The organism is Paenibacillus lacisoli (assembly GCF_030580655.1).
Classification (GTDB): Bacteria; Bacillota; Bacilli; order Paenibacillales; family Paenibacillaceae; genus Paenibacillus; species Paenibacillus lacisoli.
Map to the genome: position 1 here is coordinate 128380 of NZ_JAUQTB010000011.1, position 25516 is coordinate 153895.

A 25516-nucleotide genomic window follows, 5' to 3' on the forward strand; every position below is an offset into this window, starting at 1 on the left:
GGAAAAATCTCCTTTCCTAATAACAAAAAAAGGTCTTGCCTTCAATACGCGTAGGCCAGCAGTGCCATCAGATTATCAAACGAATAGGCCTGCTGGGAGGCTTGATCTGCAAAACCGCCATTCAGCATGCTCGAGGAATCCCAAACCTGATAAGCCTGCATCCTCTTGATACTGTCCCTGTACAGATCCTGATCCGAAATCCGGGAACCAATTATGGCACAGATGGCATAAATGGCCGTTGACTGAACCTCATTGCGGGGTTGTCCTGATCGACTGTAAGAACCGTACAGGGTGCCTGACTGCACTTTATCCTTGATAAAGGCGATGCTCTCCGGTTTCTGCAGACCCGCCTCCGCAAGTGCAAGAATGGTCAGCAGTGACTCTACTGTGTTAATAGAATCCGATGATTCATAGCTGCCGGTACTATAGTTATAGCGGGTCTGATAGAACGGAAAATCATTTGACAGGTACCCGTTCGTGACGATGGTTCTCATATTCTTCAGCAGTTCTTTCTTCGCGCCAGCCTCAGCCGGGATTTGTTCCAAAACAGACAAGTTCACGTAGCAGAGTGTAATAAACGAATTGACCGTCTTCAGATTTTCGTCGTAAAAGTCGTAGAGGTAGCCGTCCTTCACGTTATACTGGTACAGACGCTGTCCCTTGACGTCAGCCTCCTTGCGGTATGCTTCCTCCTTGAAGGTGTTGGCCGCCTCATACATAGCCTGAATAATTCGCAGATCATCAATGGCAGCGTTCACCGGATAACGTTGATCAAGCTTGGGACTGTAACGGTAGCTGAAGCCGGAAGACTGATCAAAGGTCTTGGTCGCGAGCGCCAATGTCTGATCAAATGGGCCGCGTTCTCCTCTCCGCACCTCATAACGCAGCAGAAGACCGGCAGATTCACTGAGCACTTCATGACCCGTAGCGGCTTCAGCATTCTGTTCGCTATCCAAATAATTGGTATAAATCCCGTAAGGGCCTGTCATGCGCTGCTCCATAAACTTCTCAAGCAGGTCTCTGCGGTCCTGCAGCTTCATTGCCTCTGCATAATGATTCATCTTCGTCTTCTGTTCGGATGCAGCGGCTGGCTCCTCATTACTGCCGCAAGCACTAAACAAGAAGACCGTCAAGGCCAGGATCAGGCCGCCTTGTATACTTCGTTTGAACATGACCATAACGAATGCTCCCTCACCTGCAGAATACACAAAAATATAACCGATTTTGTCGAAATATACTATATATAACATAATGATAAATAGACGGATTCGCAATAGCGAAATCCGTCTTCATTAACATACTTCATTATATAAACGCTCTGTATGCCGTTGAACTTGTATTAACGTGCCAGTTCAGCCTGATACTTCGGTCTGGCAAGCTCTGCAGCCTGGGTCATATTCCGCAGAGAGGCAAGTGTTTCTTCTGCCCTGCGTGTCTTCAACCCGCAATCCGGATTAATCCAGAACTGTGCAGGGTCCAGCACACGCAGCGCACGGTCAATCATCTGACCGATTTCCTCAACCGATGGTACACGCGGACTGTGGATGTCGAAGACACCGAGGCCGATTCCTTTGTCGTACGTGAATTGTTCAAAGCTCTCTACCAGCTCTCCATGAGAGCGGGAGCTCTCGATCGATATGACATCAGCATCCAGGCCGCTGATAGATTCCATAATATCTTCAAAATCGCAATAGCACATGTGAGTATGAATCTGTGTCTCATCCCGGACACCGGCTGTCGCATAACGGAAAGCACGCACCGCCCACTCCAGGTAAGCTTCCCAATGCTCCCGCTTGAGCGGAAGCCCCTCGCGCAGTGCAGGCTCATCCACCTGGATCATGCCAACTCCTGCAGCTTCCAGCTCAGCAACCTCTTGCCGGAGCGCCAAGGCAATTTGGTTCGCCACGGTCTCCCGGGTTACATCATCACGCACGAACGACCAGTTCAGAATGGTGATAGGGCCTGTCAGCATCCCTTTCACTGGTTTTGATGTCAGTGACTGGGCGAAGACGGTCTCGCGTACGGTCATCGGTACAACAAAGTCGACATCCCCGTAAATAATCGGCGGCTTCACACACCGAGAGCCGTAGGATTGAACCCACCCGAAGGAGGTAAAAGCAAACCCCGCCAGCTTCTCGCCAAAAAATTCAACCATATCGGTCCGTTCAAATTCACCGTGAACCAGTACATCCAGCCCCAGCTGCTCCTGCAAACCTATCCACAGCTTGATCTGTTCGTCAATGAAAGCTGAATACTGGTCTTCGCTCCATTCCTTCCGGCGCCACTTCTGGCGTGCAGCACGAATTTCGGCTGTTTGCGGAAAGCTCCCGATTGTAGTTGTTGGCAGGAGCGGCAGTTGAAAGCGTTCCTTCTGAATGACGCTTCGCTCACGGACAGGCTTGGATCTCTGAGCTTGCTGTTCCGTCAGCTCGGCTGCAGCCGCCTGGACCCGAGCCGCATTGCGCGATGAAGACTGCTGCAGCGCGTAACGACCGGCTGAAGCCGAAGCGAGAGCGTGGTCTGGATTTTCCAGCAGCCCGTTCCCCGCTTGGGTCAACAGGACAATTTCACGTAATTTCTCATCTGCAAAAGCGAGTGCATTCTTCAGAACGGGCTCCAATGCCTGTTCGGATTCAGCAGTAACCGGTACATGCAGCAGACTGCTGGAAGGCTGAACAAGCAGACGCTCAGACGCAATAATTTGAGATAATTGGTTCAGAACAGCATACGTTTGGTTCAGATCCGCACGCCAGATGCCTCTGCCGTCAATCACACCGGCCCCCAGCACTTTCTTTTCAGGAAACCCGTGCTGAATCAGGGCTTTCAGATTCTCTCCGCGATCATGGACAAAATCCAGACCTATGCCTGCGACCGGGAGATGGATAATCTGTTCGTAGTCATCTACCGAATCAAAATATGTCTGCAGCATTAGCTTCAACCCTGGGACCTGCTGCGCAATATATTCATAGATTCTCTTCACGTTCTGAAGATCTTCCTGGTACAGTGTAGTATTCAGTATTGGCTCGTCCATCTGAATCCACACCACTCCTTCTGCCTTCAGCTCCTGCAGAACCTGAACATAAAGAGGCAGCAGCTTATCAACCCATGAAGAGCACTCATCTTCTGCATATCCCTTCGACAGCTTGACGAGTGTATACAACCCGAGGATAACGGGACGTCCTTCAATTCCCAGCTCCCGTTTGGCTTCACGATAAGCCTGCAGCGGCTTGTTCTCAGTCAACTCCGGTACACGCCCTGCAAATTCGGGCACGATATAATGGTAGTTGGTGTTAAACCATTTCGTCATTTCACAGGCGGCTGCCTTCTGGCTGCCGCGTGCCATAGCATAGTAGACATCCAGTTCGACCGGGCCCCCGCTGTAGTCAAACCGTTCCGGTACAAGGCCGAACATGGCTGCTGTGTCGAGGACATGGTCATAATATGTAAAGTCATTTACCGGAATTATTTCAACTCCAAGTTCCAGCTGCCTGCGCAAATGCCCAAGGCGAATTTCCTTTAGCTGCTGAACCAAATCGGCTTCCGCCAGTTGGCCGGCCCAATATTGCTCCAGCGCTTTTTTCCATTCTCTTCGTCCCCCGATTCGCGGATATCCCAGGTTAGCACTCTTCATATATCATCTCTCCAGTCTGTTGTTAGCTGTTTTGTTTACTCAAAAACCGCTTCATACTTTTCAGCTCTTTCTGTCGTACACCCAAGATAGCACAGCAGACAGACCCACCGATAACTCCGAATAACTATAGCCAGCTATAGCCAAAAGCAAACAGAGCAGCCATCCCTTTAAACTACCGGGACAGCTGCTCTTCATCATGCGGATCATACAGGATATCCTGCTTTATCAGGAAAGGAGCGAAATGATTCAGGGCCTTGCACTTATCAAGCAGGAACCCGAAAGCTAGCAGGGTTCAACTGAATTAAACCAAACCCGCATCTCTCCAACTCCACGATTGGCCCAGGAGAAATAAGGAATAAACCGGAGCTCTGTCTCCTTCCACTCTTCCGCCGCGGCCGGCCGGTATAGTTTGCTGCTCCAGCCGGTCTCCATCAACCGCTGGCCGGCGGCGCTGATTACGGTCATGCCTTCCATCAGGCTGTTCTCCTGGTGCAATCCGAAGGAGGGGATCTGCAGCAGGCGAAGCTCATGAAGACGAGGTCCGTTGTCTGCTTCCTCCAGGCAGTAAACAAGCGGTCCGCGCTGCAGTGCGACCCTGCCGGCTGTATCGCGTATATGAGGATGTCCTTTCATTACTGTAACCGGCATCGTCAGCTGCAGCTCAATCCGGTCCCCCTGCTTCCACTCCCTATTCAGGACGGCGTATCCCTGCTCTATTATTCCATCCAGGGGCTGCGCTTCTCCATTCACTTTTATGGTGGCACACGGACACCAGTCCGGTATTCTCAGCGCGATCCCGAACGGCTCGCTGACAGCCTCGTCTACCGTCAGAGTCACTTCCCCGTTCCACGGATAGTTGGACTCCTGCCGCAGCACCACATTCCCATGCCCCAGCTCAAAGCACGCTTCCCCTCCCACATAAAGGTGGGTATAAATTGTGTGATTGTAAATGCTGTATACATATTGACCCAGTGAAGCCAGAAGCCTCGCAATATTCGGCGGACAGCAGGCACAGCCAAACCATTCCTGCCTTACGGGCTTCACATGCTGGTACGTATGGTTGCCGGCAATCACCCCCGGGTCCACCTCAAGCGGATTGACGTAGAAGAAGCTGCGGCCGTCCCGTGACATTCCTCCGAGCACCGTATTGTACAGTGCTCGCTCCATTACATCAGCATACTGACTATCCGGCTCGAGCATTAACATACGGCGAGCCCAGAAGATGATGCCGCAGGAAGCGCAGGTCTCTGCATAAGCCGTATCCCCCGGAAGATCATAATCAACGGTGAAAGCCTCCCCGCTCGCCTGTGAACCGATGGCTCCGGTAATATACATACGTTTGTTCACCATGTTGTCCCATAATCGCCTGCAGGCTGCTTTGAGCTCCTGGTCTCCGGTAACGGCAGCCAGATGTGCCATCCCTGTACACATATACACGAATCTTACGGCGTGACCTACCGCATCATGCTGTTCAGTGACAGGGGCATGCGCCTGGCTGTAGGCATAATTATCAGTTTTGAAAATCCCGCCCCAGTGGGAAGTATAATTACGTTTGGCCGCCTCCTGTTCGTAAAAATGCGGCTGTCTGCCTCTCTCCTGAACAAAGAAGTTGCATAGGTCCACATACTTCATATCACCTGTCACTTCATACAGCTTCATCAGTGCAAGCTCAATCTCCTGGTGGCCGTCATAGCCTCGAATCTGTCCAGGGTTCGGACCAAATACGTCATGAAGGTGATCCGCCAGCCGGGTCACCACATCCAGGATTTTGCGTTTCCCAGTAGCCTGGTAATATGCTGCCCCTGCTTCAATTAGATGTCCGGCGCAATATAACTCATGACATTCCGCCAGATCGGTATAACGGCCGCCAGGCTCTTTAACCGTATAATACGTATTAACATAGCCGTCAGGCTGCTGGGCTCTGGCAATCAGATCAATGACTCCGTCTGCGATTTTCTCCAGTTCGGGATCTCTCTCTGTCGAACATAAATAAGCTGCTGCTTCAAGCCATTTGGCTACATCGCTATCCTGAAATACCATGCCATAAAATTCGCCTTCCGCTTCACCGGCTGCGATCCGGAAATTCCGGATTGCACGGCTGGGTTCTGCCTGTTCAACCCGGTCGTTTAGAGCCTCCCACTGATATGGAACGACCACATCTCTAACCAGTTCCAGATATTTGGACCAGAACGTGTCCTTAATGTCGACTTTCTGGACACTTCCTGCTGCCGTATGACTCATATTTGCCATCATTATATTCCTCCCTTGTCTGTTACACTGACATGAACAATCAAATTGTAATCGCATTCATCGGAGAATAACAGATCAAAACACAACCTGAATTTTAATATTACAACCTGCCTTTTTGTTGAAACAAAGCCCTTTTCATCGGTCTACAAAGTGATTTATGATATCTATAACTAAAAAACAAATTTTATTTTAATTTTACATGCAGGTTGGTGAAGCTTTTGATGGATGGGAGTGTCATTCGTTTTACTTATCCGCCGCTCCCCTTCTCCTTGGAGTGCGGACATCATCACTATCAGATCGGTGAACGTCACGTCACCCGTTATAAACTTGGTGTCTTTGTACTGCTGGTTGTTCGGAAAGGGAGGCTGTGGATCGGGGAAGAGAGTCAGACCTGGGAGCTGCAGGAAAATGACGGCCTGATCCTTCAGCCGGATCTGTTCCACTATGGAGCAGCAGATTGCATTGGAGAGACCGACATTTCCTGGATTCATTTCTCGACAACCGGTCCGTGGCAGTCTTCCTCTGGGCAGGACGATGCTGGCGAGAGGAAGCTTCGGCTGCTGACTAGCCAGTCGCTCGTGCCGATGAGCCAGATGGATACGATCACTCTATTCAAGCAGCCGCGTTTGTCAGAGCCTGCATTCCAGTACATGGATGAAATTGCTGCGCTGCAGAAAAGCGGTCCCGGAATCGCATTATGGAATCAACAAATGCTTTTCCACCAGCTGCTTCATCATCTGAACGCGGAGGTACAGCCAGGCCGGGAGCGTCCTGAGGCCAAGCTTGCCGAACAGATTGAACAATATCTCCGCACAAATTATAATCAGCGGGTTACGAACCAAACGCTTCAGCAGCATTTTAATTATCATCCGAATTATCTGTCTAAATGCATGCGCAGGGTGTACGGAAGAACCCCTCTGGAATATTTGAAGGAATTACGGCTGGATCAGGCACGAAAAAGGTTGATTCAGACCGATGACCCTATCACTGTGATTGCTGAGGAAGTGGGCATGCAGCTGTCCAGCTTTTCTATCGCCTTTACTAAGAAGGAAGGTCTGTCACCCTATCACTTCCGGAGCCGCTATACGAGAAGGGAAACGGGCGAGGACAGTTCTGATATAAAATAAAAAGAGCCCTGGTCATGAACCAGCGCTCTCTTGGGCTTTCAACGGAATCGCGGAGCCTTTGCTGCGGAATGAGGCCATGGCCATTCCGCCAAAAATTAAAATAATCCCGAAAATCTGCAGCGGTTCGGGGCGAAATCCGGTCAATGCAGTATCCAGCAGGATGGCTACAGCCGGATCCAGAAAAACAATAACAGAGACAAATGCGGTCGAGAGACTTCGAATACTGCCAAAAAACAGCAGATAAACCACACCCGTATGAATCACTCCTGTTATCAAAATAACGACCCAGTTACCGGTGTCCGGAACCTCGAAAGCATCAAAACGAACCATAGGCAGCAGCATAAATACGCCTAGAGCGGTCTGTATCAAAGTTGTCGCCATGGGACTTAAGCGGGTAATCGATTTGCCGGCCAGAGTGGTCAGCGCATAGAACAGTGCTGCACATGCTGCCCATACGACACCTCCGGACAAAAGGCTGCCGATGGAACTGGTGCCCATTCCCGAAATCAGTAAGGTGCCTGCGAAGCAGATCGCAATGGCTATGACGGAAATGAACGTCAGCTTTTCTTTAAAGATAACACGGCCCAGCAGCAGTACCAGCACGGGCGCCAAATGATAGACAGATATCGCGACGGTAACCGACGTTTCTTCAAAGGCTTTAAACAGGAATACCCAGTTCATGACCAGAAACACCCCGCATAATAACGCCTGCAGAATTTCTCTTGTGCTCCATCGTTCATGCCGGTGTTTGCCCATTGCAAACCAGCACACGCCCAGAAACAGAGTTGCACTCAGGCACCGGACAAAGACCAGTTCTAGAGCCGGAAGACCCGTATGTCCGCCGATATAGCCGATTGAGCCGAAAATAATCATGGAGACGATCATCTGGAGTGATGCGAAGGAGCGGGCTCCTCCGACGAAAAGGTTGCTAAATTTCATAAATCGATGACTCCCTTACATTGGCAAACTTTGCTATAGCAGATCAGCATTTGTTATAATTAACCAATAGTTCGATTATCGAATTATTGGATTTATTCGTTTGATTTATGCACAGCTTTGTCTATTTTATCTTATTTTCGAGAGGAGATCATTCTATTGAGTTCATCCCATTCCGTGAGTCAAGAGCTCTTCAGCAAGGAATTTACTCAAGATCCTTATCCGGTCTATGAAAAGTTAAGACAAAGCGAGCCTGTGCTGAAGGTCATGCTTCCCGGCGGTCAGTTCACCTGGCTTATCACAACCTATGAAGATGCAGTTACTGTGCTCAAGGACCAGCGCTTTATTAAGGATATGACCAAAATTTACGGCAGCCGTGACAGTCATATCAACGCCTCCAATCTGTTAACGACCAATATGCTGTTCTCGGATCCGCCGGATCACAAACGTCTGCGGGGACTGGTTCAGAAGGCCTTCACGCCGCAGCTGATTCATGGTATGCGAGACCGTATTCAGGACATTGCTAATGAACTGCTGGATGAGATCGGTTCCCGCCCAACGATGAACCTGATTGATGAATACGCCTTCCCGCTTCCAATTATTGTTATATGCGAAATTCTCGGCGTTCCCTCAGAAGACCGTGAGAAATTCCGTTTATGGTCTAATACCATTATCGATGCCTCCAACGAAGAAACAGGTAAATACTTTGAGCAGCATGCCAATGAATTTCTGCAGTATCTGCGCGACTGGTTTGAGCATGTCCGTGAGGAACCCGGCACGGATCTCATTAGTCAGCTGGTAGCTGCTGAAGAACAGGGAGACAAACTGACAGAGCAGGAGCTGTTCAGCGTCGTGGCCTTGCTAATTATTGCAGGACACGAAACGACCGTCAACTTGATCGGTAACGGTATGCTGGCCCTGCTCGAGCATCCTGAACAGCGCAAGCTTCTGCTGGAGCAGCCCGATCTGATTCAGCAGGCTATTGAAGAGATGCTGCGCTATAATGGTCCGGTTGAGTTCAGCACTACCCGCTGGGCCGGTGAAGACCTTGTCTTCAAAGGCCACACCTTCGCCAAAGGTGATATGGTCATCGTAGCCTTGGATGCTGCAGACCGGGATCCGGCACAGTTTAAGGATGCAGATCTGTTCGATATTACCCGCGAGAAAAGTCCGCATCTCGCCTTCGGCAAAGGAATTCATCTTTGTCTTGGCGCACCGCTCGCCAGACTTGAGGGCGAGATTGCTGTGACGACCCTGTTGAACCGTTATCCCGATCTGCAGCTGTCACAGGAAGTCAAAGACCTGGAATGGCGGTCCGGCATGATCGTTCGCGGGGTCAAAGAAATCCCTTTGACACTCTTACCCTGATCTCATATAAAGTTCTGTAATCTACAAAAACCCCGCTCAGCCTTACGGCCGAACGGGGCTTTCTCTTTCTAATTCTATTTACTTCACCCATTGGATGACATCATCTTCGCTTCTTCTTGCTTTGGGACGCGGATCTTGAACACGATAACCAAAAGCGGCCATTACGCTTACTCCATAGGTTCCGTTCTCCAGCAGTCCTTCCTTCTCCAGCAGTTCATCCATGGCAGCCTGATCGTACCCTTCAATCGGGCACGAATCAATACCGAGCAGCGCAGCTGTGGTCATCATATTGCCAAGAGCAATATAAGTCTGCTTGGATGCCCAGTCGAACAAGGCCCGATCGGACTCAAACAGCTTGAAGTCTTCACCCTGGAAAGAGGCATATCGATCCATCATTTTGCGGACGGTTTCTTCCGGAATTTTCTTAACCCGGGTCATCTGGTTCCAGAAGTATTCCGTATCATAACGGCCATTCTTCCGGGCAAGAAGGATAACATAGTGGCTTGCTGTCGGCAGCTGCCCTTGAGCCCCCCAGGAGATGGCTTTCATCTTCTCACGAAGTTCAGTATTCTGGATAACGAGAAACTTCCATGGCTCAAGCCCTACGGAGCTAGGGGATAAACGTGCAGCTTCCAGAATGGTATGAAAATCTTCATCCGACACTTTACGGTCAGGGTCGAAACTTTTGGTAGCATGTCTAAATTCAAAAGCATCCAGTAGTTCCTGGCGCTTGGCTTGTTGATTCATCTGTATTCCTCCTCAGTCCATTCAGGTGATAAACTGCCCATAAAAATGTACGCAGCTATCGTTATATTTACAGGTTACTTTTACTCACCTGAATATATTAGACTTCTTCATATCAAATGTCAATTGTGTCTGTTCCTTATTCCGTGATGGAGCCGTAGCCTTCCAGGTTCAGTTTAAAATCGTAAGTGATTCTCGCTTCGGCAAACGTTTCATCCCAGTTATCCTTCAGCTTTTTCCACTGCCGCGGGTATTTGATTCGCACTTGATCTCCAAAACCAACCACATCTGCTCGAATCTCTTTTTGCAGTTTCTGAATCACTTCATTAATCTGCTTGTCTGCCTCTTCTTCAAACCACTGCTGCAAATGCTTCATGTTTTTTTCGGTAGGTTTATTATCCGCAATACTCCAATCCTCCATGAATTGCCCACCTGTCTTCATTTTGACATGGAAGGATACCTCGCCGTTCCGGATCGTCGGAATAATTTTGCTCTCTGAGGAATGGATCTCGTATACGATCGTTTGACCGGTGCGGGGGTCATAGGTTTTCAGCGGTCCGGCACGGGCGGTCCCCGTGATCCAGGAAATCCCTTCAAGATCGGTCTGATTCAACGTACCTATCAGCTTCTTGGTTTTACCGTTAAATACACCCGCTCCAGATAATTTGTGTTCGCTGTCTGAGGTCAGCACATTCTGGAGCATGAAGCTGGAGTTTGACTGCATTTTGGCGTCCAGCTTGGCTAATGACATGGGCTTCAGAATTTTATTCGTCCTGTACGAATTCTGCATCAGCCCGCGAAGATAGAAGGCCGGCACCTCAGACGGGTCCTTCGAACTTAAAGTTTGATTTGCTTTACCATGACTGACCACAATAAGTGTGCTTGGGCGTATATCGTTATCTCTCAAAATGAAATCCAGAAGCTGATCCATTCCATACTTCCGGGCCAGCTGATCTGAAACGACGATAACTTTCAGATGGTGTCCGATCAGCGGACGGCTGCGGCGAACCGCAAACTGCCTGAATATTTGAAACAGGGAGTCGCCGGTCAGCTGTTCATTCAAAAAAGTCTGCCCCGACGGGGCTGAACTCCCGCTCTCCTTCTTGGTAGATCCGCCGCTGCCCGGAACAATCTGCACAGTTGCGGTAACCAAGTTTTTTTTCGGATAATGCCCTCCCTGCGCATCAATGCTTTGCTCAAACTCATTTCTCTCCGCGACGTCAAGACCCACGCCGACATAGACACTCAAGTTCTCGATCTCCTTGCTGCTCCAGCAGCCGGTCTGAAGCAGCAGTATTGCTGCTGCCCCCCAGGCGAGAATAACTCTACGCGCTAACATTATGAGCTTGACCTCCTCATCCTTGAACGGAGCATATCAATGAGCAGTATCAGCAGCGGGACAACCCCGAACAGGATAATCGATACATTCCCTAACAGTTCGCCCATGGCGAAAGCTTCTTTTTCATTTTTCGGGGCCAAGGCAGCAATATACACTAGCGGAAGCCCTGCCAGCAGAAACGGCATGATTTTTTTCTTCATCATCTGCGAAGCTCCGAGGGAAGCAGCGTACATGGTGATGGTATGTGTAGAGAAAATCTGCATGATCCAAATCACCAGAAGAAGCGACTCGAATCGTTCAAAGATTAACCCTTCGATCTCAAAACTCCGCATCAGGTCCAAGGTAGGAAACGTCTTGTTCTTAACACCTTCTACAGACAGTCCGCCTACTACCATAACAAAGGTGATCAGGTAGATTACCATTGGAGTGAGAACGCCACCCGCAATGGCCCGAATCCCTTTATCCGGCTTCTTCATGAAAGCCATGGCAACGAACATAATTTCATATCCCGTGTAGGCGAGGAAGGTCGATTTCAGCCCATAAAACACTGGTTTGATCCCTTGACCAAGCACCGGTCTCAGATTATTAATATCAAATATTTTAATACTTAAAAGCATGGCAAGCACAAAGAAGATCAGCGTAACGGGCAAAATCAACTCATACAGGCGTGCAATCGCACCGATGCCTCCGGCAATCAGGTACAAACCAATCCAGACAAATACCATTACGATAGCCCAGGTCGGTGTACCCTCAAGCAAATAAAGACCCGTTACTTCTGCCATAATGCGAATTTCAAAAGCGGAAATCATGAGAAAATACAAAATAAAAATGAAGCTCAGCCCATTACCCAGAAAGGGTCCAAGGATGGCGGGTGCATATTCAAACACCGTTTTACCGGGATACCGCCTGCACAGCACAACCACAATGATTCCTGCTACTAGAATCAGCATTCCGGACAGCAAAATGGATATCCACACATCAGGCGTTCCCACCGCCTCGGTTGTTGTCCGCGGGAGGGTAAGAATGCCGGCTCCCAGCATATAGTTGATGACAATGGCTGCCGTTTGGGCCGTCGATATTTGCTCTTTGCTGCTTGCTGCCGGGTCGCTCATTCTTAACCTCCTTTCAATTGACTATAGAAACTGTTTTACCTCCGGTCCTTGTCTTTGGGATTCAGCATCACAGGACGCTTGCGCATATATTTGAGGGGCAGCCGAATCAAAAAATCCTTCCAGTCGCTGACCTGATAAGGAGCTGCGGGACTGACATAGGGCACACCGAAACTTTTTAAGCGGACCAGGTGAATGCCGATTAGCAGTACGAACATGACCAGCCCGTAAAGGCCGAATACGGCAGCACTGAACATGGCGGCAAACCGTAAAATCCGCAGTGTAATTCCTGCGGTATATACAGGAATGGCAAAGGAACTGATCGCAGTCACGGCCACGACGATCACCAGAAACTGGCTGACGATACCGGCTTGTACCGCTGCCTGGCCGATAATCAGACCTCCGACGATCCCCATCGCCGGACCGATCGGCCTGGGCAGCCGGATCCCCGCTTCACGCAGAATTTCAATAGAAATCTCCATAATAAGCGCTTCTATAATGGATGGGAACGGTACGCCCTGCCGGGTCTCAATGATGGTGAGAGCGAGCTTCGTTGGAATGAGACCCGGCAGGAAGGATATGAACGATATGTAAATGGCCGGTGCCAGCAGGGCGAGCATCGCTGCAAGGAAGCGAAGTAATCGCAGGAAAGAGCCCGGTATCCACCGTTCATAATAATCCTCCGGAGACTGCAGCAGCATCGTGAAGGTGACCGGCATGACAAGTGCAAACGGCGAACCACTCAGCAGCACGGCCACCCGACCTTCTAATAGGGCACTGATGACCCTGTCGGGACGTTCTGTGTTATGCATCTGCTGAAAGGGGCTGACGACATCATCTTCAATAAGCTGCTCAATATAACCGGAGTCCAGAGCAGCATCAATATGAATCTTCTTGATCCGACTGTCTACTTCCCGGACCAGTTCTGGATCCGCCACATCCTTCAGGTAGGCTAGGACCATTTTTCTCTTTAACCTTGATCCCACTTCATATTCAGTAAAAACCATACTTTCATTCACGCCCTGCATCCGCAGGAGTCCCATATTATCACTTAAGCTTTCATTAAAACCGACACGCGGACCCCGCAGGAGAGACTCCGAGACCGGTTCTTCCACACCGCGGGTTTTGCCATTCGGCGATCCAACCAGGAAGGCACCCTGCATTCCCTCCATCAGCATGACAGCAATTCCGGTAAGGATATTGTCTTCAATGATTGAAAAAGACTCGGTCTCACTGATCTGCGTTACCGGTAGAACTGTATTCCGGATCAGATTTTTCATCTGCTCGGGATCCTGCAGCGGCTCTCCGTTTTTTTCACATTCCAGACCATACCTCATCAGTGGCGTCAGCAAATGCGTATCGATCAGATCACTGCCAAACAGACCGGAGACCGTAAAGATACAGATCCTCAAGTCGGTTCCCTTGAGCAGGAGCTCCCGGGTTTTGAAATCTGCATTCATTCCCAGGCGTTTTTTAATGATCTTCACGTTATCATCATAGCTCTCAGAGAGCATACCGCTTTGTGCATCTTTATTTCTTTCGTCTGGTGGATCGGGATCCTGTGCCTGCAGACCGCTGTTTAACATGTTCCTGCACCATTGTGCCAACCAGAACAGAAGAATAGGTACGATTAACAGGATGAAGGATTGCACAAATACCGAAGCATCCGGAATATGACTGATCCATTTTTTCCACATGACCTTCCCTCCGCTTTCTGGCCTGATTGCCGGGTCATTCCATAATTTAATCCAACAGTAGGGTAACCCAAAATTGGTCTAATCATCCTTAATTCCCTCCCCGAATATAACAAAAAAAACAGCCGCCTCCGCCTGGAGTGCAGCTGGTCTATTCAAGATTCCAATTCGGTCACGTTCCTGATCTCGTTCGTGTTGAACATTCTGATCATGATTAGTCCTCCTGTGTGATGTCCTTTTTCTCAGGCATTATACCGCAGCTGCAGAGAAAGCACACCGCACTCTCTTGATATCCCGAAAAGCATTTTTAATCTCTATTATTTGTATGATTTTCCCATTAATTTGTTGGGTAGCCAGACAGAAATAGCTGGGATATATTACTAAAGGAAGCGCTTCCATATCCTTTCGCGCCGCTTCTCCAAGTTGTTTTGCAAGGAGGTGATAGACTCTTTTCTCTTGGTAAGATGCTTCGTTCTAACCAACGTTCCAGCATGCAGCTCTTCCAAAAACATAGGTAAAGGAGATCATTATGACCAAACGTAAACCTAAATCATTTCTGTCTCTCGCATTGATAACTACGCTGCTGTTGTCCGTGTTCTCGGGTACAGCCTCAGCATCTTCTTCCTCTACGTCATCCGTAAGCGCTGCTGCAGCAACCGGGCAAGCTTATGTTGATGCCATGCAGCCTGGCTGGAATCTGGGCAATACTCTGGATGCAGTCGGTGCCGATGAAACAGCTTGGGGAAATCCAAAAGTAACGAAGGAGTTCATTCAACAGCTTGCAGCCCAAGGCTATAAAAGTATTCGTATTCCGGTAACCTGGGATTCGCATGTTGGTGCAGCTCCAGGCTATACCATTGATCCGACCTACCTGAATCGAGTCAAAGAAGTCGTAGGCTGGGCTATGGACTCCAATCTGTATGTCATGATTAACGTGCATCATGATTCCTGGCTCTGGATCAGCAAGATGGAAAGCCAGCACGATCAAGTCCTGGCACGTTATAACGCAATCTGGACACAAATTGCGGCTGTTTTCAAAGACAAGTCCAACAAGCTTATGTTTGAAAGTGTCAACGAGCCCCGCTTTACTGACGGTGGAACAACGGATGAAACGAAGCAGCAGCAGATGCTGGATGAGTTGAACAAATCGTTCTACAAGATCGTCCGCAGTTCCGGGGGACAGAATGCAGCTCGCCCGCTCGTGCTGTCCACATTGGAGGCTTCCCCTTCCCAGACCCGGATGGATGCTTTGTACAAAACGATAACAAGCTTCAATGACAGCAACCTCATTGCAACCGTACACTACTACGGCTTTTGGCCATTCAGCGTAAATATCGCAGGCTATACCAAGTTTGATGCGGATACGCAAAAGGATCTCACGACTACTTTTGATAATGTTTACAACACATTCACTGCCAAAGGTATTCCGGTCATCCTTGGGGAATACGGACTGCTTGGATTTGATAAGAACACAGGTGTTATTGAGCAGGGTGAAAAACTGAAATTCTTTGAATTCCTTGCCTATTATCTGAAGCAAAAAGGAATTGCACCGATGCTGTGGGATAACGGACAGCATTTCAACCGGACGACCTACAAGTGGTCTGACCCAGATCTCTTCAGCGTCATGAAAGCTGGCTGGACCGGCCGCTCAGCTAGCGCTGAAAGCGATCTGATTAATATCAAGAAGGGTACAGCTGTTAAAGATATGAACGTGAATCTTAATCTGAACGGCAATACGCTTTCTTCACTCAGTGTTAACGGATCTGCATTGGTTAAAGGTACGGACTATACGCTGAACAGCAATGTTCTTACGCTTAAAGCGAGCTTGATTACAAAGCTGATCTCCTCCGGTAAGCTGGGTGTGAATGCTGTGATTACAGCCAAGTTCAATAAGGGCGCGGACTGGAAGTTTAATGTAACCGTCTACAATACACCTGTATTGAGCAGCACTTCGGGGACAACATCCAGCTTCAGCATCCCGACACAGTTTAACGGCACAACACTTGCAACGATGGAAGCCGTCTATACAACAGGAGGCAATGCGGGTCCGCAGAACTGGACGCCTTACAAAGAGTTTGAGACAACCTTCAGCCCATCCTACAGCACGAACACCATCAAACTTCAACCTGACTTTTTCAAGGATGTAAACGACGGTACCGTAACTCTGAAGTTCCACTTCTGGAGCGGCGATGTCGTGAACTACACCATTACGAAGAGCGGAACGACCGTAACAGGAAAAGCTTCTTAAGATTAGTAACACAAGCAAAAAGCGTACAAATCCTTGATAACAAGGTTGTACGCTTTTTGCAATTTTATTTTTAGCTTATGATGTCAGCCCGTTAGGGAGCAAAGCCTGCTCAAAAGCGCGCAAGCTGGATTGGCGGGGCGACTTATCCAGCACCGCGAATACAATATGCTCAAACAGCTGCCTGTATCCTTCCTCTAACAAAACCTTACGGAAGGATGCAGCCATCTCATGAGGGTCATTTTTGAATACGCCGCACCCGAATGCTCCTAGAATGAGCGAGGTCGCTCCCTCATCAGCTGCAGCAGCGAGCAGATAACGAATCCGCTGCTCGTTGACCTGAGCGATTAATGGAATCTTGTCCGGTTCCTTTTGCTTGATCACGCCAGCATTAACTGCAGGTGCCGTAATCATAGAGATCTGATAAGGACGGCGCAGCAGGCTGCCCTGATCGTTTCGGAAGACCGGAACACCCGGCGAATAGATCATATAGTCGGAGTAGAAGGCGGTTCGCTGCTGCTTGTTATAGCTGTACATCTCTTCCATCTGAACGATACAAGGATATAATCCCGAAGAACGGGCCAGACTCTCCTCTTGCGCCTGGCTGCCGCCGAGGAAGCCGCCGCCCGGATTTTTGGCCGAAGCAAAATTCAGACAAGCAGCGTCAGTTATCCCCCTTCTCTACGACCAGCCGGTAAGCAGCCTCCAGTGTAGTTTCGTTCGTGACTTCCATATGAGCTGCAGCAGCATCGCCTGCAGCTATCCGTTTCTCAACTCGATGCTGAACAGCTGGCAGTTGTACAGGCCGGTAAAGTCGGGATGCCTGAATGGCGTCCTCGAGTTCCCTGGCTATTGAAACAGCCTGACCTTCCACGCTGTAACTTCCAAGCTCAATAATCTGTAAGGTCTCCTGCGCAAGCTTGGACCGGGCTTCCCGGCTGCTGCTTCTGGTGTTCTGCCTCATTTATCATTCACTCCTGTCTATGAACGGTATCGGTATAATCTGGAAGGCCGGTGTCCGGCTTCCTTGGTGTATTCGTCTGTCGGCTCAACCAGGTCGGTGACCTTGCGCCGAAAAGCCGCAGCCAGCAAATCACGGCCCAGAATAATCTCATAGACCTGCTGCAATTCCGATAAAGTAAACCGTTCTGCCATCAAATTAAATGCAATATCGGTATATTCGATCTTGTTCTGGAGCCGTTCTAACCCGTACTGGATCATCCTTGCATGGTCAAAAGCAAGCCCCGAACTGTCCATAACTTCTCTTGTAATTCGAGTGTTACGCCCTTTGGTGATATTCGTAATTTTGATCACTGCGTTCAGCATCATATCATTATGCTGCAGGCGCAGTTCGATCGTTGTCTCTTTTTCATGACCATCGTTGCGGTTGACTTTCTTCTCCTCCAGTACCTGGTAGGTAAGATCAAACCACGCTGCTTCATCAGCATCCTCGCCCGCCTGAACCAATAAAGAATGGCTGTCCACTAAAGCCATGTAGGAACAGCTGATTACCCGGGTCCTCGGATCGCGCTGAACGTCTCCCCATGTATAGAGCTGCTCCATGTAAATCTGATCAATATTAGTCTCACTCCGCAGCTCCCTTGCAGCGGCTTCATCAAGACTTTCATTCATTTGAACGAAGCCGCCTGGTAGCGCCCAATGTCCGAGATAAGGATGTTCGCCGCGCTTGATGAGAAGAAGCTGCAATGTTTTTGGGGGGAGCTTTCTATAATTATTCTCCACCTGATTAGCAACTGTAAAAATCAGCATATCAACAGTCACTGATGGCCGATCAAATTGACTTGCGTCATACTGCTCAAGAAATTGCCGCTCCGTGAATCCGTTCGTATCCAACTGGTCCGACATTAGGACAAACACCTCTTTTTTATCTACTGTTATTATCTAATTATTATTATCATTTCGTATATTTAACCATATGTATTCTTCTGTTGTCAAATTTAAAAAGGCGGCTGAAAAGGAACAAGACCCTTACGGGTCTCGTCAAGGCGGTCGATATTGAATTGTTACCGAAAAATCGGTACACACAGCTCACACTCATGTTGGCGTAACATCGCCCCGGTATATCTTTCAAACACAGGGCGGGAATCTACATAATGCCCACATCTTATAGCCTCTGCCATTATTTCGTTCCAGGCTTGCTGGATGTCCTGGGCGGTATGCGGGACTTTGCATATCAGATACTTCCCTCCGCTTAGTACGTCTAAGTTGACGTGCACATCCACCTGTAGCTTCTCCGGGATGACAAGCCCGCAGTCATATCGGCACAGCTCTGCGGCGGTTACGGCTGGATCGTCGCGGGTGATTCCAAGAATAATAGAAGTATCTGTGAGCAGCTGGTGCTCTTCTGCCCAGATTTTTAATTGGTCCATGAGTTCAGCATTCCCCGGTCCGTAAGGACCAACCCGGCGCATATAGGCGATACGATATTCCGGCATAGTTTGAACCTGGAATTTCATGTAGAACCTCCTTCTTCATTTTTTGTGTACCTTTTAGGCACAAGAAGAAGATATCATATTATAAAATTGTAATCATCTGGATTTTAAAAATTAAATTACTATCAAAATAATCACAAAGCGCGCTTCTCATGACAAGAAGCGCGCCTTCCGAACAACTATTCTAAATTACAACCATCTTGCAAAACGCCTTTTCACCAGCTTCACTCGGTGCTCCCGGCACCAATTATGCAGCTGGGATACAGGGTCTTGAGATCTATCAACATACCGGTAACAGAGGTTAAGCGGCGGCAGCATCGTTCCCTTCGGCCTGATGCCTACCAAAGGATCTATATCTCCAAGCGAAAGATAAATACAGCGGATGTCTGATGCTTGAATTTGTTTTCCCTTCACTTCGATCAGGCCGGGAGACAATTTCACAGAAAAGGGCTTTAGACGGGTGCGAATGAAGGCAGTAGCCGCAATTAATAAACAAGCGGTGGATATTACAATTTGAGAAATATAAAGAATTGGTTGATCAAAATTCGGTCTTAGGAGATTTGGCAATTGAATTCCGCAAACAAAAAGCATACATACAGTAAGCTGATAGCCTGATGGATTTTTTGACTTGTAGATCATGTCGATATCTCCTTTACGGGCCTGCTCCCCATATTATAAATCAAATTCCCAGCATCTGGTACACAAAAAAAGCATAGTGTCGCAAGGACACCATGCTTCCTGTTTTGTCATCCTAAACATTTTTATTGCGGATTCTTGCAATCATGACCCAGTAACATAGTAATGCCGCAATATCGGCACATGCGATAACGATACCCATGGGAAGCGCGGTACCGCTTCCCCCGATACCCACCAACGGAGCAACCAGCCCACCGCCGAGCATAGACATTAACCCCTGCAGAGCCGAAGCGCTCCCAGCCACCGCACCCTGCTTCTCCATTGCCAGCGAAAAAGCGCTAGCACTTACAATACCGACACTGGATACAATGACAAAGAGCGGAATCAGTATGGCAATTAGACCCTGCCCAGTCCAGATCATGGTCAGCAGCAGTAATCCACCGATTGCAGCATAGATCAGTCCGAACTGCAGCAGCTTCGTTTCACTGATTCGACCAGCCAGGCGCCCGGTAACCTGACCGGCAATAATAATGCCTAGACCGTTGATGGCGAAGATGAGACTAAACGTTTGTGCCGAAGCTCCGAACAGATCCTGAATGACAAACGGTGAACCCGAAATGTAGGCGAACATGCCTGCGGAGATCAGACCCTGTGACAGAGCGTAACCCATAAAGCTCCGATCTCTGATCAGTTTGCCAAAGGTCATCAAGGTCTGGCGCAGCCCTCCCTGGGAACGACGCTCCGCCGGGAGGGTTTCCCGCAGACCAGCGATCACTGATAGAAGCATAATTACTCCGATCAGGCCCAACACCAGAAATACACCCGGCCATGAGGTATATTTGAGCAGTTGTCCTCCAGCAATCGGCGCAAGGATCGGTGCAGCACCGTTGACCAGCATAAGCATGGCAAAAAATTTGGTTAACTCGGTCCCCGAATACATGTCCCGCACCATAGCTCGTGCAATGACGATGCCAGCAGCACCACCGAGTCCCTGAATAAACCGAAGCAGAATCAAGGCCTCAATCGATGAGCTGATCGAACACAGGAATGAAGTGACTGCATATAAAATTAATCCAATCAGCAGCGGTCTTTTCCGTCCATGGACGTCACTGATCGGCCCGGCAACCAGCTGACCGACAGCGAGTCCGATCAGACAAGCTGTCAGACTGAGCTGTGCCATAGACGTTGTGGTATGAAGATCCTGCGACAGCTTCGGGAGAGCAGGCAGGTACATATCTAATGAGAGCGGACCAAAAGCCGTAAGCGCCCCCAGTATTGTCACTGTCCTCAGTCTCGCAGTCGCCGGCTCAGACAGATGCTTCGGTGTTGAAGTTTTTTGAATTCCCATAGTAAATAATCTTTCACTCCTCTCCTGATATTCTTAATAGGGCTTCTTGTTTAATCACTTGAAATAAGCCCGTATCTTTTGCTCCATACTTTCTCTTGCTTCAGCAAACTGCTTCCATCGATGACCATTCGCTCCCGAAGGATGCGGAAAGCCCCACACACACTGTGAAGGATCGATCTGTCCAGCCTCAGCCATTCTGTGCAGCTCCTGTTCCACCATTCTGCCAAGCGGAACAACCAGCGGAGAATCAAGCATGCCGAGCTGACGGGAAAAGGATTCAGCTGCTTGCTGCCGCAGCAGAGGTGACCGGTGAATCGGCGGGCGATGGCCTGTATAATTGCGCTTGTTCACCATAACCGGATCCGGCAGCAGCGAAGTCGTGTGCAGCCTGTGCTCCTGCGGGCTGAATAAATCCTCAATTCGGGACAATCCCAGGTATGCATGCAGCTGCAGCTCCTCCAGCATATCCAGCAAATGGTTACGCATACTGCCTGCGAAACGTGCGTTCATTTTGGCTTCTCGGCATGCTTCCTCCATACTTGAACCCGCACGAAGCATCCGGCCGGCGGTCTGCAGTGCAATCACCATCTGCCGGAAACCAGGGGTGATTCCCACAATAACCAGTTCCGCACGCCGGTCTATGTAGTCATTATGAGGAGCATAAAATATCTCGATCGCTCCTTCTGTGTGCAGCAGGAGCTCAGGTATCAACACATCAGAAGCAGTCCATTGATTTGCAGCTGACATTTGCATCAGTATCTCTTTATAATGCACCATTCGATCGGTCAGCAGCATTGGTGATCTCCTATCATGTCAAAACCGCCCCCGAGTAAATCCGGAAGCGGTCATACCGTCTCTTTTTATTTCGTCAGCATTCTAGGAATAGACATCCTGTCAAGCTTGTTGAAAATAATACTGCACCAGGACCTGAGTTCCCTTCTCATCGTAGCCCATTTCGGACATCTTTTCATATAACGATTCAGCGAGACTCAGCCCCGGCACGTTCAGGCCCATGTCCTTGGCTGATTCCAGCGCGATCCGCATATCTTTGATAAAATGCTTCACATAAAATCCTGGCTCAAAGTCCCCTTTGATCATGCGGGGCGCCAGATTACTCAGCGACCAGCTGCCGGCCGCACCTGTCGAAATACTTTTGAGCACATTCTCCGGATTAAGACCAGAAGTTTTCGCATAAGCAACCGCTTCGCATACACCCATCATATTGGAGGCAATTGCGATCTGATTGCACATTTTCGTGTGCTGTCCGGCTCCGGCCGAGCCCTGGTGCACAATATTTGTCCCCATCAATTCAAACAGCGGCTTGACTGCTTCAAAATCGGCAGCATCACCGCCAACCATGATCGACAGCTTGGCATCTCTTGCACCGATATCTCCTCCGGACACAGGCGCATCCATCGCATGCAGGCCTTCAGCCGCAGCCGCCTCATAAATTCGCTGGGCCAACTGCGGACTGGAAGTCGTCATATCGACCAGGTATGTATCTTGAGCTGCAGATCGGACCAGCCCATTTTCCCCCAGATACACTTCCTCTACATCGCTTGGATAACCAACCATCGTAAAAATAACCTGGCACGCTTGAGCAAGCTTGCCAGGTGTATCATGCCAGATCGCTCCCTGGTCCATTAATTCCTGAGCCTTGGCGGCGGTTCGCGTATAAATGTGCAGCGTATAGCCTGCTTTCTGAAGATGTCCCGCCATGCTTTTCCCCATGACGCCTGTTCCGATGAAGCCTACTGCTGTGTTCTCAGCTGATAATGCCACAATTCATACCTCCTTAAGTTATGCTGTTGTATACATACATTTAATAGTTTCTATGGAACGGGCCGATTTGTCCAGTCGGCATTCCGGAACAGACAGCACACAAGCGCGGATGAATAGTCAAAAGCCATGTAAGATACACTGTTAAGGTGCCTAATTCAGGCATGCCCATTCACAGATCAAGGAGGTGCAGAACATATGGCAAAACCGGATAACCGTCAAGATAATGTCGCCCACCTGCAGAAAAGTATTCAGAATACGATTCACAATCTGAATGAAGCTGAAGCTTACCTGGACGAGCACGCCGACGAGATCTCTGCTCAGGAGCGCTCCCAGATCGAAGCTAAAAATGAACGCCGTCAGGACAGCATCCGCGGCTTCCGCAGCGAAGTTAAGGACGAAGCCGAGCATCAGCAATAACATCGTTAACCAGATCAGAAGCTCCGGGGTCAGGCATGCTGAGGTTAATTGGTTTGCCCCTACCAGGAGCTTCTCTCATGCGTTATCACACTGTTAGTGAGAAATAAAGCGCTAACTTCCGCCAGAATGGTTAATATACATCATAACACCCTTTATACCCACAACACCTGAGCCGGAGGTACATGATGCTGACCTATTCCTACAATTCTAACATGCTGAAGATTAAAGAGGAGAAGCAGGATACGGATATCCACTTTCAAATCCAGATTAAAGACGACCGTTATCTTGAACAGTTCAAGCTGGTTCTTCAGTTTTTCGATGACAATAAAGTATACACCGATGTCCTGTCCTATCCCTACGAAAATCATGAATACCGGGTTATTGTCCGGGAGGACTATTATAACGATTTTCTTGCGGAGATGTTAAAAGCACGGCTTCTGCAAAGCTTGAAATGGAACGATCTTGTTCTGTGAACTATAAATATAAAGGCGTACTATACCTCAGAAGCAAGGTTACAGTACGCCGTTTTTACTATACCTGCTAGATCTGCGCTTCCTGAGCCGGCGGAGTAAGGCAGGCTTCCCTGCGGGGAGTCAAGTTAAAGAAGACGTTCAGAAGTATAGCCGCCAGACTGCCTGTAATAATGCCATCCCCGACAATAACACGGATGCTTTGGGGAAGCTGGGCAAACAGATCCGGCACCGCAGTAACACCCAGCCCCAGTGATACTGAACAAGCTACAATAAGCAGGTTATACTGGTTGCTGAAATCGACGTTTTGCAGCATTTTGATACCGGATGAAATCACCATACCAAACAGAACAATCGTTGCCCCGCCCAGTACCGAGTTAGGAATTACCGTTGCGAGTGCGGCGATTTTGGGAATCAGACCGAGGAACACGAGAATCCCTCCAGCCGCCACAACCACATTGGTCGTTTTAACTCTCGACAGCTGTACCAGACCTACATTTTGGGCAAAGGTACTATAAGGGAAGGCATTCAGAATTCCTCCCAGGACAAAAGCGAGCCCCTCCGAACGATATCCCCGGACCAGATCCTTCTCATCCAGAGGCTGATCGCAGATTTTACTAAGCGCGAAAAACACCCCTGTTGACTCAATCATGATGACAATTCCAACAATCATCATCGTAACAATCGGACCTATTTCAAAGGTCGGTGTACCGAAATAAAAAGGCTGCGGCAAATGAAACCAGGAAGCATCCTTTACAGCGGTAAAATTAATCTTCCCCATCAATCCGGCGATAAGTGTCCCGGCAATAATTCCGATCAGTACAGACAGTGAACGGACAAAACCTTTGGTAAACCGGTTAAGAACAAGGATCAGGAGACAGACACCAAACGCAAGTGCCAGGTTCTCCGGGCTGCCGAAATCCTTGCTTCCGCTGCCGCCGGCCATATTTTTAATTCCGGTTGGAACCAGGGAAATACCAATAATTGTAACAACTGAACCGATAACGACAGGCGGAAAAAGCTTTATAATTTTGCTGAAAAACACCGCAGACAGAATGATAAAAATACCGGCGACGATGATGGACCCGTAAATGGCTGGAATTCCATACTGCGGTCCAATTGCCATCATCGGCGTCACCGCAACAAAAGAGGTGCCCAGCACCGCCGGCAGGCCGATACCAAAGTGCTTGCCCCTGCGTGCCTGCAGCCAGGTCGCAATACCGCAGGTTAGAAGATCAATCGATACAAGATAGGCGAGCTGCTCTGCGCTCAAATTAAGCGCCCTTCCTACCAGCAGCGGAACCAGGATGGCACCCGCGTACATCGCCAAGACATGCTGCAGGCCAAGCGAAAAAACTTTTAATCCCTTCGTTTCGTTCATGTTCCATCTGCCCCCCGTCGAATAAGTTCACCTTCAAACCTCCAATCGATGTTAATTTAATTCACATTATATAAATGTTCTTCGGAATTACCATCAGAAATCTAATATATTTGTCAGATCAAATAAAATCAATGAACTAAATCAGGCATTTCGAACAAAACATTTGTTGACGAATCCTAGTTTATGTTAACTTAACTGTCATTGGAAGAGTGAAATAAAAACACCCGCAATCACGGTATACCCGTTCACAGCAGGTTTAACCACGCTAACCCTCCGTTTGTTTTTTTATCCCTTTTTTTCCTGATTTGGTCTCCATCATTCCAGAGAACAAAAAAACTCACGGCAGCACAGAAATATCTGCGCTGCCGTGAGTTTTAGAGTAACAACATACAATAAATAATTATACGGCCTACAAAAGTTCACTTAAGCACGAAAATATTTTAATCTCGTTGTTTAGAATAAAAGAATATAACCATTGATATCAAAGAGACTGTGATCAAAACTTTAACTAGGATGTGTCTGAAAACTAAATATTATGGTAAGATTTGAGAAAAACGAATGGAGTAGCAAACATGAGTCAAAGACG

Annotated in this window: 20 protein-coding genes and 1 pseudogene; 5 read left to right on the forward strand and 16 right to left on the reverse strand. The window is 48.8% G+C overall.

Annotated features, from left to right (window positions below):
- Positions 1-41: 41 nt before the first annotated feature.
- The 3 genes from Q5741_RS16765 to Q5741_RS16775 form a co-directional block, all read right to left on the reverse strand.
- A complete protein-coding gene (locus Q5741_RS16765) occupies positions 42-1250 on the reverse strand; it encodes a hypothetical protein (RefSeq protein WP_305025273.1) in 1209 nt (402 codons plus the stop codon).
- A gap of 89 nt (positions 1251-1339) precedes the next feature.
- Entirely contained in the window at positions 1340-3631 is a 2292-nt protein-coding gene (gene metE / locus Q5741_RS16770) for a 5-methyltetrahydropteroyltriglutamate--homocysteine S-methyltransferase (RefSeq protein ID WP_305025274.1), read from the reverse strand.
- Between the two features lie 282 nt (positions 3632-3913).
- Entirely contained in the window at positions 3914-5884 is a 1971-nt protein-coding gene (locus Q5741_RS16775) for a glycoside hydrolase family 127 protein (RefSeq protein WP_305025275.1), read from the reverse strand.
- Between the two features lie 218 nt (positions 5885-6102).
- Here Q5741_RS16775 and Q5741_RS16780 point away from each other — a divergent pair, with 218 nt between their 5' ends.
- Entirely contained in the window at positions 6103-7008 is a 906-nt protein-coding gene (locus Q5741_RS16780; protein WP_305025276.1) for an AraC family transcriptional regulator, read from the forward strand.
- 12 nt (positions 7009-7020) lie between these two features.
- Here Q5741_RS16780 and Q5741_RS16785 read toward each other — a convergent pair whose 3' ends face one another.
- Positions 7021-7947 carry a DMT family transporter gene (locus Q5741_RS16785; RefSeq protein ID WP_305025277.1) on the reverse strand — a complete coding sequence of 309 codons (927 nt, stop codon included), beginning with the start codon at positions 7945-7947 and terminating at the stop codon, positions 7021-7023.
- Positions 7948-8103: 156 nt separating this feature from the next.
- Between Q5741_RS16785 and Q5741_RS16790 the strand changes: the two genes are divergently transcribed.
- The gene (locus Q5741_RS16790) at positions 8104-9312 is read left to right on the forward strand and encodes a cytochrome P450 family protein (RefSeq protein WP_305025278.1); all 1209 of its coding nucleotides are present in this window, start codon (positions 8104-8106) and stop codon (positions 9310-9312) included.
- A 78-nt stretch (positions 9313-9390) separates the two neighbouring features.
- On the opposite strand, the gene Q5741_RS16795 is transcribed toward Q5741_RS16790, so the two are convergent.
- The 4 genes from Q5741_RS16795 to Q5741_RS16810 form a co-directional block, all read right to left on the reverse strand.
- Positions 9391-10059 carry an NAD(P)H-dependent oxidoreductase gene (locus Q5741_RS16795; protein WP_305025279.1) on the reverse strand — a complete coding sequence of 223 codons (669 nt, stop codon included), beginning with the start codon at positions 10057-10059 and terminating at the stop codon, positions 9391-9393.
- A gap of 136 nt (positions 10060-10195) precedes the next feature.
- On the reverse strand, positions 10196-11395 hold the full coding sequence (locus tag Q5741_RS16800) for a Ger(x)C family spore germination protein (protein ID WP_305025280.1): 1200 nt from the start codon (positions 11393-11395) through the stop codon (positions 10196-10198).
- A complete protein-coding gene (locus tag Q5741_RS16805; protein WP_305025281.1) occupies positions 11395-12507 on the reverse strand; it encodes a GerAB/ArcD/ProY family transporter in 1113 nt (370 codons plus the stop codon). Before Q5741_RS16805 ends, Q5741_RS16800 begins: the two co-directional genes overlap by 1 nt.
- Positions 12508-12542: 35 nt before the next feature.
- Positions 12543-14201 (reverse strand): spore germination protein, encoded by a 1659-nt coding sequence (locus Q5741_RS16810; RefSeq protein ID WP_305025282.1) that lies wholly within the window; start codon positions 14199-14201, stop codon positions 12543-12545.
- A gap of 526 nt (positions 14202-14727) precedes the next feature.
- On the opposite strand from Q5741_RS16810, the gene Q5741_RS16815 reads away from it, so the two are divergent.
- Entirely contained in the window at positions 14728-16446 is a 1719-nt protein-coding gene (locus Q5741_RS16815) for a cellulase family glycosylhydrolase (RefSeq protein WP_305025283.1), read from the forward strand.
- Between the two features lie 75 nt (positions 16447-16521).
- Here the strand turns inward: Q5741_RS16815 and Q5741_RS16820 are convergent.
- The 7 genes and pseudogenes from Q5741_RS16820 to Q5741_RS16850 all read right to left on the reverse strand — a co-directional run bounded on the left by Q5741_RS16820 (position 16522) and on the right by Q5741_RS16850 (position 22662).
- A pseudogene (locus Q5741_RS16820) lies at positions 16522-17407 on the reverse strand (TIGR02452 family protein).
- 17 nt (positions 17408-17424) lie between these two features.
- Positions 17425-18309: an NUDIX hydrolase gene (locus Q5741_RS16825; RefSeq protein WP_305025284.1), complete on the reverse strand. Its 885-nt coding sequence runs from the start codon at positions 18307-18309 to the stop codon at positions 17425-17427.
- A gap of 158 nt (positions 18310-18467) precedes the next feature.
- A complete protein-coding gene (locus Q5741_RS16830) occupies positions 18468-18920 on the reverse strand; it encodes an AraC family transcriptional regulator (protein WP_305025285.1) in 453 nt (150 codons plus the stop codon).
- Positions 18921-19085: 165 nt separating this feature from the next.
- Positions 19086-19535 carry a hypothetical protein gene (locus Q5741_RS16835; protein WP_305025286.1) on the reverse strand — a complete coding sequence of 150 codons (450 nt, stop codon included), beginning with the start codon at positions 19533-19535 and terminating at the stop codon, positions 19086-19088.
- A 112-nt stretch (positions 19536-19647) separates the two neighbouring features.
- Entirely contained in the window at positions 19648-20880 is a 1233-nt protein-coding gene (locus Q5741_RS16840) for a multidrug effflux MFS transporter (RefSeq protein WP_305025287.1), read from the reverse strand.
- Positions 20881-20934: 54 nt separating this feature from the next.
- Positions 20935-21675, reverse strand: a complete 741-nt coding sequence (locus tag Q5741_RS16845; RefSeq protein WP_305025288.1) for a uracil-DNA glycosylase family protein — start codon at positions 21673-21675, stop codon at positions 20935-20937.
- 99 nt (positions 21676-21774) lie between these two features.
- A complete protein-coding gene (locus tag Q5741_RS16850) occupies positions 21775-22662 on the reverse strand; it encodes an NAD(P)-dependent oxidoreductase (protein ID WP_305025289.1) in 888 nt (295 codons plus the stop codon).
- Positions 22663-22857: 195 nt separating this feature from the next.
- Here Q5741_RS16850 and tlp point away from each other — a divergent pair, with 195 nt between their 5' ends.
- Both tlp and Q5741_RS16860 read left to right on the forward strand, forming a co-directional pair.
- On the forward strand, positions 22858-23079 hold the full coding sequence (gene tlp, locus Q5741_RS16855; protein WP_305025290.1) for a small acid-soluble spore protein Tlp: 222 nt from the start codon (positions 22858-22860) through the stop codon (positions 23077-23079).
- A gap of 212 nt (positions 23080-23291) precedes the next feature.
- Positions 23292-23552, forward strand: a complete 261-nt coding sequence (locus tag Q5741_RS16860) for a hypothetical protein (RefSeq protein ID WP_305025291.1) — start codon at positions 23292-23294, stop codon at positions 23550-23552.
- Between the two features lie 67 nt (positions 23553-23619).
- Here the strand turns inward: Q5741_RS16860 and Q5741_RS16865 are convergent, their stop codons facing one another.
- The gene (locus Q5741_RS16865) at positions 23620-24930 is read right to left on the reverse strand and encodes a nucleobase:cation symporter-2 family protein (protein ID WP_305025292.1); all 1311 of its coding nucleotides are present in this window, start codon (positions 24928-24930) and stop codon (positions 23620-23622) included.
- Between the last annotated feature and the right edge of the window lie 586 nt (positions 24931-25516).

Coding starts and splice junctions, on each gene's coding strand:
- Q5741_RS16785 (WP_305025277.1), bottom strand. CDS start 7,947: ATGAAATTTAGCAACCTTTTCGTCGGAGGAGCCCGCTCCTTCGCATCA.
- metE (WP_305025274.1), bottom strand. CDS start 3,631: ATGAAGAGTGCTAACCTGGGATATCCGCGAATCGGGGGACGAAGAGAA.
- Q5741_RS16860 (WP_305025291.1), top strand. CDS start 23,292: ATGCTGAAGATTAAAGAGGAGAAGCAGGATACGGATATCCACTTTCAA.
- Q5741_RS16830 (WP_305025285.1), bottom strand. CDS start 18,920: ATGAAATTCCAGGTTCAAACTATGCCGGAATATCGTATCGCCTATATG.
- tlp (WP_305025290.1), top strand. CDS start 22,858: ATGGCAAAACCGGATAACCGTCAAGATAATGTCGCCCACCTGCAGAAA.
- Q5741_RS16800 (WP_305025280.1), bottom strand. CDS start 11,395: ATGTTAGCGCGTAGAGTTATTCTCGCCTGGGGGGCAGCAGCAATACTG.
- Q5741_RS16835 (WP_305025286.1), bottom strand. CDS start 19,535: ATGATCTACAAGTCAAAAAATCCATCAGGCTATCAGCTTACTGTATGT.
- Q5741_RS16865 (WP_305025292.1), bottom strand. CDS start 24,930: ATGAACGAAACGAAGGGATTAAAAGTTTTTTCGCTTGGCCTGCAGCAT.
- Q5741_RS16780 (WP_305025276.1), top strand. CDS start 6,103: ATGGATGGGAGTGTCATTCGTTTTACTTATCCGCCGCTCCCCTTCTCC.
- Q5741_RS16775 (WP_305025275.1), bottom strand. CDS start 5,884: ATGATGGCAAATATGAGTCATACGGCAGCAGGAAGTGTCCAGAAAGTC.
- Q5741_RS16845 (WP_305025288.1), bottom strand. CDS start 21,675: ATGCTGCTGACCGATCGAATGGTGCATTATAAAGAGATACTGATGCAA.
- Q5741_RS16805 (WP_305025281.1), bottom strand. CDS start 12,507: ATGAGCGACCCGGCAGCAAGCAGCAAAGAGCAAATATCGACGGCCCAA.
- Q5741_RS16765 (WP_305025273.1), bottom strand. CDS start 1,250: ATGTTATATATAGTATATTTCGACAAAATCGGTTATATTTTTGTGTAT.
- Q5741_RS16825 (WP_305025284.1), bottom strand. CDS start 18,309: ATGTCGGACCAGTTGGATACGAACGGATTCACGGAGCGGCAATTTCTT.
- Q5741_RS16810 (WP_305025282.1), bottom strand. CDS start 14,201: ATGTGGAAAAAATGGATCAGTCATATTCCGGATGCTTCGGTATTTGTG.
- Q5741_RS16815 (WP_305025283.1), top strand. CDS start 14,728: ATGACCAAACGTAAACCTAAATCATTTCTGTCTCTCGCATTGATAACT.
- Q5741_RS16840 (WP_305025287.1), bottom strand. CDS start 20,880: ATGGGAATTCAAAAAACTTCAACACCGAAGCATCTGTCTGAGCCGGCG.
- Q5741_RS16795 (WP_305025279.1), bottom strand. CDS start 10,059: ATGAATCAACAAGCCAAGCGCCAGGAACTACTGGATGCTTTTGAATTT.